General features: G+C 65.4%; 11 protein-coding genes. 3 read left to right on the forward strand and 8 right to left on the reverse strand.

All coding sequences use genetic code 11. The annotated features are described in order from the left end of the window. Positions 1-120 precede the first annotated feature (120 nt). The gene (locus B3D39_RS10995; RefSeq protein WP_274963444.1) at positions 121-600 is read left to right on the forward strand and encodes an RES family NAD+ phosphorylase; all 480 of its coding nucleotides are present in this window, start codon (positions 121-123) and stop codon (positions 598-600) included. A gap of 60 nt (positions 601-660) precedes the next feature. Further along, positions 661-1206, forward strand: coding sequence for a VOC family protein (locus tag B3D39_RS11000; RefSeq protein WP_274963445.1), 546 nt, complete (start codon positions 661-663; stop codon positions 1204-1206). A 14-nt stretch (positions 1207-1220) separates the two neighbouring features. Here the strand turns inward: B3D39_RS11000 and B3D39_RS11005 are convergent, their stop codons facing one another. The 8 genes from B3D39_RS11005 to B3D39_RS11040 form a co-directional block, all read right to left on the reverse strand. Then, complete coding sequence (locus tag B3D39_RS11005; protein WP_274963446.1) at positions 1221-2270, reverse strand: threonine aldolase family protein; 1050 nt, start codon at positions 2268-2270, stop codon at positions 1221-1223. Continuing rightward, on the reverse strand, positions 2267-2716 hold the full coding sequence (locus tag B3D39_RS11010) for a YcgN family cysteine cluster protein (protein WP_075774736.1): 450 nt from the start codon (positions 2714-2716) through the stop codon (positions 2267-2269). Before B3D39_RS11010 ends, B3D39_RS11005 begins: the two co-directional genes overlap by 4 nt. A 258-nt stretch (positions 2717-2974) precedes the next feature. Beyond that, complete coding sequence (locus B3D39_RS11015; RefSeq protein ID WP_274963447.1) at positions 2975-3913, reverse strand: bifunctional riboflavin kinase/FAD synthetase; 939 nt, start codon at positions 3911-3913, stop codon at positions 2975-2977. Positions 3914-3942: 29 nt separating this feature from the next. Then, positions 3943-4386, reverse strand: coding sequence for a MaoC family dehydratase (locus B3D39_RS11020; protein WP_075774735.1), 444 nt, complete (start codon positions 4384-4386; stop codon positions 3943-3945). A 141-nt stretch (positions 4387-4527) separates the two neighbouring features. Beyond that, the gene (locus tag B3D39_RS11025) at positions 4528-5406 is read right to left on the reverse strand and encodes a TIGR01459 family HAD-type hydrolase (protein ID WP_083075136.1); all 879 of its coding nucleotides are present in this window, start codon (positions 5404-5406) and stop codon (positions 4528-4530) included. A gap of 112 nt (positions 5407-5518) precedes the next feature. Beyond that, entirely contained in the window at positions 5519-6370 is an 852-nt protein-coding gene (locus tag B3D39_RS11030) for a CpsD/CapB family tyrosine-protein kinase (protein WP_274963448.1), read from the reverse strand. Between the two features lie 16 nt (positions 6371-6386). After that, positions 6387-7895, reverse strand: coding sequence for a hypothetical protein (locus B3D39_RS11035; RefSeq protein ID WP_274963449.1), 1509 nt, complete (start codon positions 7893-7895; stop codon positions 6387-6389). Further along, positions 7895-8815: an ExeA family protein gene (locus B3D39_RS11040; protein WP_274963450.1), complete on the reverse strand. Its 921-nt coding sequence runs from the start codon at positions 8813-8815 to the stop codon at positions 7895-7897. The genes B3D39_RS11035 and B3D39_RS11040 overlap by 1 nt, the downstream gene beginning before the upstream one ends. 249 nt (positions 8816-9064) lie before the next feature. On the opposite strand from B3D39_RS11040, the gene B3D39_RS11045 reads away from it, so the two are divergent. After that, positions 9065-10774 (forward strand): tetratricopeptide repeat protein (locus B3D39_RS11045; RefSeq protein WP_286789683.1); only part of this gene is annotated, 1710 nt, incomplete at its 3' end.

Genomic DNA, 10774 nt, shown 5'->3' on the forward strand with positions numbered 1-10774 from the left:
CATTTTCGCGGCGGGCGATCTGACCGATCACACCTATCGTCAGGCGGTCACCTCCGCCGGCATGGGCTGCATGGCCGCGCTCGACGCCGAGAAGTTCCTCGCCGAGCAGGGCGAAGCCGAGTGATCCCTTTTCACGGCACGGTCTGGCGGATCCTCTCTGCCGACCGTGCCGACGCGGCTTGCGAACCGGCCCGCCATCCGGAGGGCCGGTTTCATTATTCCGGACAGGTGGCGCTCTATGCCTCACTGAGTGCCGAAGGGGCTGCCGTGGCGCTCCGGCGCTATGTGCGGACCACTGACCCGCCGCGGATGATCGTGCCGCTGGAGATCATTACAGAAGCGATGGACGACCTGCGCGGCACGCCCGATCAGGCGGCGGCGTCTGTGGTCTGGCAAGATGGGAGAGCGAGCGGCGCGCCCTCGCCCACTTGGCGCTTCTCGGATCGGGCACGCGAAGGTGGCGCACAGGGGCTGCTCTACGCCTCGCGCTCACGCCCCGATCTAAGCCATCTGGTGCTCTTCGAGGTCTCGCCCGCAACAGTGCGGCAGGCGGGCCCTGCGCGACCGTGGCACCCGCCCTACCCGATCCCATCTGCGTGAGGCGACATTGCACCGTCGCGCGGCTCCTCTAGGGTGAAGACCATCAGGAGGAGGCCGCTCATGCGCTGGCGCGGGGTCAATCACGTCGAATTCTCGGTGCTCGACTATGACAAGTCGATCGCCTTCTACGATGCGATGTTCGGATGGCTTGGATATAAGAGCTTCTGGACGCTCGATATCGGCTATCGCTCCACCTATTACATGGCGCGCTTCCCGATGCCGCATTCCTATATCGGCATTCAGCCCGCGCATTCGGGCGAGAAACTGGATCACGAGGCGCGCGCCGTGGGCATCCATCACATTGCGCTCTGGGCGCAGTCACGCGCCGAGGTGGATGCGTTTCACCGCGATTTCTTGATCCCTCGCGGGCTGTCGGTGACGGAGGCCCCGCAGGAATATCCCGTTTATGCGCCGGGATATTACGCGGTGTTCTTCGACGATCCGATCAACGGGATTCACTGGGAACTGGCGCATATCCCGCGCATTCCGGGCCTCGGGGCGATCCGCAGGTTCCGCGGGGCGCTGAAGGCCGCGCAGGCGGAGCATCCAGAATGGGACGGCCCGCCCGAGAAGATCGCGTTTCGCGACCTGCCCGGGCGGCGTTGAGGGGGCGGCGCTGATTACGCCAGATGACCGAGGAAGGCGTCGATTTCCTCGGGCGTCGTGGCCCAGGAACAGACCAGTCGCGCGGCCAGAAGCTCGTCCTCGGGCCCTTCCAGCGACTGGTCGAACGGCCAGAGGTAGTAATAGGCCCCCGCCGCATTCGCACGCTTATGCGCCCCGCGCGGCAGGGCGGCGAAGACCGCGTTGGCCTGCGTCGGGTGGATCAGTTTCGCGCCCTCGATCTGGCCGATGCCTTCCGAGAGTTTGCGTGCCATTTCATTGGCATGGCGCGCGGTCTTCAACCACAGATCATCGGCCAGGTAGGCCTGCATCTGAGCCCCCAGGAAGCGGTGTTTCGAGAAGAGATGACCGCCGCGCTTGCGGCGCAGCTCGAATTCCCAGGCGCGTTTGGGATCGAAGATCACCACCGCCTCGACGCCCATGCAGCCGTTCTTCGTGCCGCCGAAGCTGAGCACGTCGACGCCCGCCTTCCACGTCATCTCCGCCGGGGTGCAGCCCGCGGACACCAGCGCATTGGCGAAGCGCGCGCCGTCCATATGCACGGGCAGATGGAAGCGGCGAGCGACATCGGTCAGCGCTTTGACATCCTCGGGCGAATAGACCGCGCCTGCCTCGGTCGAGTTCGTGATCGAGACCATGCCGCGCTGCACGTTATGGATGCCACCCCGCCCGGTATGGGCGATGGTGCGCGCGAGCGCGTCGGGGTCCATCTTCGCATCCGGCCCGTCGACCAGAACCAGTTTCGAGCCGTTCGTGTAAAATTCCGGCGCGCCGCATTCATCTTCTTCGATATGGGCGTTGCGATGGCAGAAGATCGCGCCCCAGGGCTGGGTCAGCACTGCGCAGGAGAGCGCATTGGCCGCCGTGCCGGTCGCAACCAGATAGACACGCGCTTCGGGCGCCTCGAAAATCTCGCGGATCTTCGCCTGCACGCCTTCGGTGATCGGGTCGTCGCCATAGGAATGCACATGCCCCTCATTCGCGGCCATGAGGCCCTCGAGAATGGCGGGATGGGCACCGGACGTGTTGTCGGAGGCAAAATTCATGAGAGATCCTCGATCGTGTATTCGTCCCACTCGTCTTCGGGCACTTCGAATTCGGGCACGGTCCAGCCGCGCACGCTTTCCCCGGCCTCATGGACCGTCTCGCGCGAGCCCGAGATCAGGTAGTGCCAGTCATGGAGCGGCTTGTCTTCGAAGCGCAGCCGGTAGGCGCAGGTCGCGGGCATCCAATAGGCGATCTTGTGGATCGTCTTGGGACTGAGCGTGACGCATTCGGGAACGAACTGGTGGCGAATGTCATATTGCGTGCAACTGCAGCTCTCGCCATCGAGAAGCCGGCAGGCGACGCGGGTGAAGACGACCTCGCCCGTATCCTCGTATTCGAGCTTGTTCAGGCAGCATTTGCCGCAGCCATCGCACAGCGCCTCCCATTCGGGGGCGGTGAGCTTTTTCAGCGGCAGTTTCCAGAACTCGGGGCGCAGTTTGGTCATGGCGCGGAAAATGGGGCAGCGGCGGGGAAATGGAAAGGGCAGATCGGCGGATCGTGAGCGGATCTGCGATTTGGACATGGCGGGACGGGCAGACCGATGGCTCTTGGCGCGGGGCGACCAGCCCCGGGCCGCGCCCGACCTCCCCCCGGGAGGGCGCATTGGCGATGCCGTCGTAGGCTCAAGCGTCCGCCGGGCTTGCGAGATAAAGCGCCCAGCCACTGACGACATAAAGCGCCCACCCGAGGTCGGGCGCGACCCTCAGCGTTCAGCCAGTATCTCCCGCGCGCGGGCGCAATCGGCATCCATCTGCGCGACCAGCGCCTCGACGCCGTCGAACTTCATTTCGGGGCGCAGGAATTCGACCAGCGCGACCGAGACATGTTCGTCGTAGAGGTCACCTTTGAAATCGAAGACGAAGGTTTCGAGGTTCGGGGTATTCTCGCCGAACATCGGGCGCACGCCGAGGCTCGCAGCCCCAGTATAGCTGCCCTTATGCGGCCCGGTCAGCACGTCGAACTTCACCGCATAGACGCCGAGCTTGGGCAGATGCAGCCCGGCCATCGACATATTCGCGGTCGGATAGCCCAGATCGCGGCCGCGCTTGTCGCCATGCAGCACCGCGCCCTCGATCCGGTGCAGGTGGCCCAGCATCGCGGCGGCATCCTCGGGGCGGCCTTCGGCCAGCGCGGTGCGGATCGCGGTCGAGGACGCCTCGACCCCCTCGACATGCAGAAGCGGTGCGACAGTGACATCGAAGCCGTATTTCGCGCCCAGCTCCGTCAGCATGGCCGTGTCGCCCTCGCGCCCCTTGCCGAAGCGGAAATCGCCGCCCACCGCGACATGGGTCACGCCCAGCCCCTCGGCCAGCACTTCGCGGGCGAAAGCGTCGGCGCTCATATCGGCCAGCTCTTCGTTGAAGGGCAGCTCATAGAGCCGATCGACCCCGAGCTTGGCGAGCCGGTTGGCCCGCGCCTCGGGGTTCATCAGCCGGAACGGCGGCAGCGTTTTGCCTGCCCGGGCTGCGAAGAATTCGCGGGGATGCGGCTCGAAGGTGATGACGCCCAGCGGCGCATCTTTCCCACGTGCCTGATCGATCACCGATTGATGGCCGAGATGGATGCCGTCGAAATTGCCCATCGCGACGGAGGCCCCGCGCGCGGATTTCTCCAGCGATTTCCAAGTGGTCAAGCGTTTCATCCACCCCGCCCTCCGGCGAGGTCGCCGGGTCAGTCGAACTTGCGCGAGGGCGCCAGAACCAGCGCCTCGCCTTTCACGACCACCGTATCGCCCACCGCGCAATGGGTTTCAAGCGTGACACGGCGACGCGAATGGTCGATCGCCGTCACCTTCACCTCGGCATAGACCACATCGCCCGGGCGCACGGGGGCCATGAATTTGAGCGACTGGCCCAGATAGACCGTGCCGTGACCGGGAAGCTGTTCCCCAATGACCGCCGAGATCAGCCCCGCGGTCAGCATGCCATGCGCGATTCGACCCTCGAAAATGGTGTCTTGCGCATAGGCATCGTCCAGATGGACGGGATTATGATCGGTGGAGACCTCCGCGAACATCTCGATGTCGCGGTCGGTGACCTCCTTGCGGAGGTAGCGCACCATGCCGATTTCCAGATCTTCGATGCAGATCGTGCCACGGGGCAGGTTGTCGAGCATATCCATAGGTCCCAGCCGGAAGTTTATGTTGCACTGCGGCATAGCACATGCGGCAGAGCACAGGCAAGACGCCTGCGCAACTTTTTTACCCTAACACGACAAAAGGCGCAACAAAGTTACCGCCTGAATTTTACACTCCACTCAGGTCAGATGACCCATCGTGTAGAGCGGGTCGCGCTGACGCGCCTCCAGCCAGGTGCGCAGCAATTCGGGATCGGGGTTCTGCGGATCGGCCCCGAACTGATCATGCGCCAGACCGCTGGAGATGAAGAGGCAATCGATCCCCTCCCCCGCAGCGCCGGCCACATCGGTATTGATCCCGTCGCCGATGGCGAGGATGCGTGCATCCTCCGCACCGCCCAGACGGCTCAGCTTGCGCCGGGCGAGATCGTAGATCGGCGGATGGGGTTTGCCGAAATACATCGCCTCGCCACCCATTTCCTCATAAAGCGCAGCCAGCGCGCCGGCGCAGTAAATCCGCTTGTCGCCCAGATCGACGACAATATCGGGGTTCGCGCAAAGCATCGGCAGCTCCCGCATCTTCGCGAGCAGGAACTTCGGGCGGTAATCCTCGGGGACTTCGTTCACCTCGTCGAAGGGACCGGTGCAGACGATGCCCTCGGCCTCGTCGAAATCGACGCGGGTGATCTCGGCCTGCCCCTGCCATTCCTCGGGCACCTCGGTGAAGAACCCGTCATCCTTGGACGGGCCCAGATGCCAGACCTTCTTGCCCACGGCGCCCGCGAACATCGCATCCTGCGCGGCATCGCCGGAGGAGACGACGAGGTCATAGGCGTCCCGCGGGCAGCCCAGCTTATCGAGCGATTCCATCACGAATTTCGCGGGCCGCGGAGCATTTGTCAGAAGCACGACCTTGCCGCCCTTCGCACGATACGCCTGCAGCGCCTCGACGGCCGCGGGAAACGCCTTGACCCCGTTATGCAGGCACCCCCAGAGGTCGCAAAACAGCGCGTCATAGGGATCGGAAATCTCGGACAGCGAAGAGATGATGCGGGTCATGGCGGCCTTTCGTCAGCAGGGTTTGGCGCGGTCAGAGCCCCCGCAGGCGGGGGCCGCGCGCTTACCGAAGCTATATGGCACGGGCATGACGGAAGGCAAAGCGGTCGGCCGCTCAGTCCTCCTCCGTCACGGCCCCGTAGCCGTAGCCATAGGCGTAGCCGTATTCGGGGGCGGCGAAGCGGAATTTGTTGACCACGACGCCCATCACATTGGTGCGCTCGGCCAGCTCGCGCTCGCAGATATCGATTTCCTGAATCGTGGTCTCTTCGGTCGCGGCGATGATCAGCACGCAATCGACATGGGCGGCGAGCGAGAGCGTATCGTCGCTGACCAGCACCGGCGCGGTGTCGAAGATCATCAGGTCTGGGGCGTAGATCGTCTCGATCCGCTCCAGCGCCTCCGCCGCGCGGCGCGACTGGATCAGTTCGGCCGGGGTCTCCACCGGCTTGCTATTCGCCCCAATCGCGAGGTTGCCGCCCAGCCGCAACGCGTGATCGGCAAACTCGGCCGTCCCGCCAAGCACTTCGGAGATCTGCGGCCCACGCGGCGCGTCGAGCAGCTTCAACAGCGAGGGCTTGCGGAAATCGGCCTCGATGAGCAGCGTGTGCCGCTCTTGCTGCCGTGCGAGGCTCAGCGCGAGATTGAGTGCGACGGTCGACTTCCCGCAGCCCGCCGAGGGCGAGGTGATCGCGAGCCGCCGCCAGCCATTGGCCCGCATCTGCTGCACGATCTTGGTGCGCATCAGGTCAATCGGGGCGCTCTCGGCGCTGCCATCGGGGCTGACGATGCGCTTGCCGCGCAACCGCCCCAAATTCGGGGCGATCGGCGTCAGCGCCTGCCACGCGCCCGCCGTGATGCCATCGCTGCCGGGGGCGACCTGCGCCCGGACCGAAGGCTCGGAGGCCGCGCGGCCCGTGCGGGCGGCGCGCGCCTTGGCAATCGCGTCTCGCAATCTTTCCGCCATCTCTCGCCTCCTTGCCTCAGAACAGCCGGTCGAGCGGCATGTAGAACGCGCCAAACAGCACCACGACCGCGACGAAAGCCGCGCCGACCATGGAGCCGGAGACCAGAACCTTACGACGACGGCGGCGCATGTCTTCGGGCGTGCTCAGATAAGGCAGCGTCGCGAAAGCCGAGATCCCCAGATGGCGCTGCAGGTCTTCGGGGCGGCGGATGCCGGTGCTGAGCAATTCGCGCAGCGCAATCGCCACGAGACCGAGCAACAGCCCCACCCCGACTCCTGCCAGCGCGAGCGTTTTGCGATTGGGCTTCACCGGCTCGCCCGGCGCGACCGCCTGATCGATCACGGTCAACTTCTCGCCCTTGGCCAGCGACTCGATCGTATCGCCCGTCTCCGCCACGGCGCGCGCTTTCACGGCGCTGTCGTACTGATCGGCGAGATTGTCGTGATCGCGGCGCAGCGCCTCGAGCGCCGAGGCGTTGGCGGGCACTTTCGCAATCGCCTCGCGGAGTTGCGCGATTTTCAGATCGGCGGCATCGCCTGCGGCCTGCGCCACGAAAAGCGTATCGGTCAATTCGCACAGACGACTCTCGAAGGCGGATTTGGCTTTCGGCAGCGGCAGTTCCACCTGCTGCGACAATTCCTGAATCTGCGCGCCCAGCGCCGCGAGCCGCGCGTCATCGGCGGGCAGCAGCGGTTTGAGCGCGTCGCGCTGCGCCTCGAGCCGGGACAGTTCGCGCGCGGCGGGCGGATAGATAGCGTCGCGGTCGACCACACGCCCCGCCGCTTCGCGCAGGCGCACCAGCCGGTCGATCTCCGTCTCGGTCTCGTTCACATGCGCGAGACGGCTCTCCGTGCCCGCTTGCACAGCGGCGAGACGGTCACGCAGCAGCGGCAATTCTTCGGGCAGCGCGTCGCCGTTCTCCTGTTTGAACTGCAACATTGCGCTGGAGGATTTCGCCAGTTCCGCCTCCAGCCGATCCACCTCGCGCGAGAAGAAATCGAGCGTGTCGCGGGCGGCCTTGGTGCGGATGTCGCTGTCTTCCTTGAGGATGCGCGTCACCAGTTCGTTCGCGACCCGCGCGGCGCGAGCGGGGGCGCCAGCGCGGAAGGACACCGTCATGAAGGTCGCGTCTTTCGGGGCGGAGCGCGACTTGCTCTGCTCGGAGATCTCGATTTCGACCGAGTTCTGAAGCGCCTCGAAGACCGCATCGGCATTGCGCGCGCCGGACTCGGTGCGCAGGTCGGGAAACAGTGCCATACGCCGCGCCATGTCGAGCAGGCTTTCGCGCGAGAGAACCCGCTTGCGGATCACCTGCAGCTTGGCATTGGTGTCGGTGCGCACGGTCGAGGCCGCGAGGCCGTCCGGGATGCGGTCCCCTTCGACCACAAGAAGCGCCTTGGCCTCGTAGATCGGCGTGATCATCCGCCCCGCCGCCAGACCGACAAGCGCGCCCAGCAAAACCGCCAGCAAAAGCCAGTGGATCCGCCGGGCAAACAGGGCAGCGTAGAAGCGGAGCTCCCGCATCAGCGCCCTCCCCTGTGGAGGAAGGCGGGCGCTGCCTCAGCGGCTGCTGCAGCGGAGGGTGCAGGCGCGATCACGCGCGGCTTCGCGCGCTGGGTCTCGACCGGCAGATAGAAGACGTTGTCCTCGATCACCCTGTCGATGATCTCGCCGGTGACGATCTCCGAACGCGCCGAATAGGCATAGACCATGCCCAGATCGGCCAGCTGGTTCATCAGCCGCGGAAGGCCACCGCAATGGGCGTGCAGTTTCTGCGCGGCCTCGGGGGTGAAGATTTCGCGCGTCGCACCGGCGACCTGCAGGCGATGGGCGATATAGGGCTGCGCGCAATCGGCGGGCATCGGCCCGAGATGGAAGCCGGACGACACACGCTGCGCGAACTGGCGCAGCTCTGGCCGTGCAATCAGGTCGCGCAGTTCCGGCTGCCCCATCAGGATCAGCTGCACCAACTCGTCCTTGTCGGCGTTGATATTGGTGATCATGCGCAGCTCTTCGAGCACGCCCGCATCGAGGTTCTGCGCCTCGTCGATCACAACCACTACACGCCGCCCGGCGGCATACTCCTGGATCAGAAGCTGCTGGAACCGATCGTAGATCAGGACGTAATCCTCGCCCGCCTCCACCCGCTGGCCGAGCGAGAGCATGATCCAGCGGATCACGTCATCGCGCGAGCCCCGGGCGTTCGACACGAGCGCGATGGTCACATCCTCGGAGATCGTCGCCATCAGGTGACGCAGCAGCGTTGTCTTGCCCGCCCCGACCTCGCCGGTGATCAACGTGATCGGCGCGCGCGAGAACAGCCCGTATTCGAGCATCGTCGCCGCGTGCTTGTGCTCTGGAGACCAGAACAGGAAATCGGGATCGGGTAGCAACGAAAAGGGACGCTCTGCCAACCCGAAGAATTCGGTGTAGATTTCGTTCATGCCTGTACCGGGCCTTTGGCCTCTGGGATTTGTTTGCGCCAGTAAGCTGCATCTCCCCGCCTTACGCAAGAATTCGTGAGCAATTCGCGAGTGGCTGAGGCGAAACTGTCGCAAAAACGCGTCTATTCCTAGGAAAACTGGCTATTTAGACAGGGGGGCGCTGTTCAAATCTCTTTATAGATGACGTCGGAGCAGCTAGCCTTTCTGCCAAGCGCCAGTCAGAGCGCAGTAGCAGAGCAGGCAAGACAGATGCCCCGATACCAGTATGCGCGCGCGAGCTTTTTCGCGCTTTGCGCCGCACTCGCATTGAGCGGCTGCAAGAGTGACGCAGACAAGGCCGAAGCCCATTACCAATCGGCCCAGACCCTTCTGGCCGAGGGCGATCCCGTCCGCGCGATGGTCGAGCTGCGCAACGTCTTCGAATATGACGGCACCCATAAGGCCGCGCGGCGCGCCTATGCCGATCTGCTTCTGGCGCAGGGACGTCTGCAGGAAGCCTTCAGCCAATATCTGCGTCTGCTCGAACAATATCCCGAGACGGTCGAGGTGCATCGCATCCTTGCGGAGCTGTCGCTGCGCACGGGCAACCTGCCACGCGCGCAAAAACAGGTCGACGCGGTGCTGGAACTCGCGCCCGACGATCCCGGCGCGCAGGCGGTGCAGCTCGCACTCGATCTGCGGCAGGCGAGCCTGTCGCGCGACACGGGCCGCCAGTCCGAAATCGCGGCGCAGGCCAAGGCTCTGACCGTGGCACATCCCGAGGTCCTGACCGGCTGGCATGTGCTGATCGACGCGCGCAACGCCCAAGGCGACGACGCCGCGACGCTGGCCGCGCTCGATGCGGCGCTGGCCCGCGATCCGGCGCAATACCGGTTGCAGGTTCTCAAGCTGGAACTGATCTCAAAGCGTGGGGCGAACGCAGAAATCGGCGCGCAGCTCGAAGTGATGCAGGGGCTATTCCCGGAAGACCCGAAAACCCGCACGGCCCTCATCGCATGGTATGTGCTGCGCGACGATCCGGCGGGGGCGGCGCGTTTCCTGCGCAAGCTCGCGACAGATCGAGACCAGCAGACGGGCGGCTATCTGGAACTCGTGCGTTTTCTGGCCCGCGCGAAAGGTGCCGAGGCCGCGCGGGCGGAACTCGACTCGCTCATCGCGCAGTCGAAGGGCCAGTCGAATGAGGCGATCTTCACCGCGATGCGGGCCGATCTGGATTTTCAGGCCGGTGACCGGGCGGCGGCTTTGACGCGGATGCAGACGCTGATCGAAAGTCATCCCGACAGCGAAGAGATGCGCCAGCTGCGCTCTGCTTACGCTCGGATGCTCGACCATGACGGGCAGCGCGACAAGGCGAAAACCGAGATCGCGGCCATCTTGAAGACCGATCCGACCAACGTCCCTGCCCTGCAGCAGCGCGCGGCGTGGCGGATCGAGGAGGATCGCCTCGATCTGGCGATCACCGATCTGCGCAGCGCGCTGCAGCAGGCCCCCGACAATCCGCAGACCCTGACCCTGCTGGGCGAGGCCGACCTGCGCGAGGGTGCCCCCGATCTGGCGATGGGCCGCTTCAGCCAGGCCTATGATGCGGCGGGGCGCACCGCGCCCGAGGCGATCCGCTATGTCGATTTCCTCTTCGCGCATGACCGCGCCAGCGCCGCGCGGACGGTTCTGGCCGAGGCCGTGGCGGTCACCCCGGACAGCCCCGGACTGCTCAAGAGGCAGGCCGATCTGGCGCTGGCCGATCGCGACTGGATGCTCGCCCATCGCATCGCGGACCGGCTTGCCGCATCGTCGGCCCCGGGCACGGAGGCGCTGGCGCAGTCGATCCGCGCCGCGATCCTGATGGGGCGCGGCCGCAGCGAGAGCGCGATCGAGACGCTGAAAACCCTGGTGCAGATGCCCGCGACCGGCGAAGACGGCGTCACCACGGCCCCTGCGGTCTCGGCGGCGGCGGTCTCG

Source organism: Thioclava sp. UBA3469 (assembly GCF_002378135.1).
In the GTDB taxonomy this organism is placed as follows: Bacteria; Pseudomonadota; Alphaproteobacteria; order Rhodobacterales; family Rhodobacteraceae; genus Thioclava; species Thioclava sediminum.

Bases quoted from the DNA above. Each gene is read 5' to 3' on its own strand.
- B3D39_RS11000 (WP_274963445.1), top strand. From the start codon at position 661: ATGCGCTGGCGCGGGGTCAATCACGTCGAATTCTCGGTGCTCGACTAT.
- B3D39_RS11005 (WP_274963446.1), bottom strand. From the start codon at position 2,270: ATGAATTTTGCCTCCGACAACACGTCCGGTGCCCATCCCGCCATTCTC.
- B3D39_RS11010 (WP_075774736.1), bottom strand. From the start codon at position 2,716: ATGACCAAACTGCGCCCCGAGTTCTGGAAACTGCCGCTGAAAAAGCTC.
- B3D39_RS11015 (WP_274963447.1), bottom strand. From the start codon at position 3,913: ATGAAACGCTTGACCACTTGGAAATCGCTGGAGAAATCCGCGCGCGGG.
- B3D39_RS11020 (WP_075774735.1), bottom strand. From the start codon at position 4,386: ATGCTCGACAACCTGCCCCGTGGCACGATCTGCATCGAAGATCTGGAA.
- B3D39_RS11025 (WP_083075136.1), bottom strand. From the start codon at position 5,406: ATGACCCGCATCATCTCTTCGCTGTCCGAGATTTCCGATCCCTATGAC.
- B3D39_RS11030 (WP_274963448.1), bottom strand. From the start codon at position 6,370: ATGGCGGAAAGATTGCGAGACGCGATTGCCAAGGCGCGCGCCGCCCGC.
- B3D39_RS11035 (WP_274963449.1), bottom strand. From the start codon at position 7,895: ATGCGGGAGCTCCGCTTCTACGCTGCCCTGTTTGCCCGGCGGATCCAC.
- B3D39_RS11040 (WP_274963450.1), bottom strand. From the start codon at position 8,815: ATGAACGAAATCTACACCGAATTCTTCGGGTTGGCAGAGCGTCCCTTT.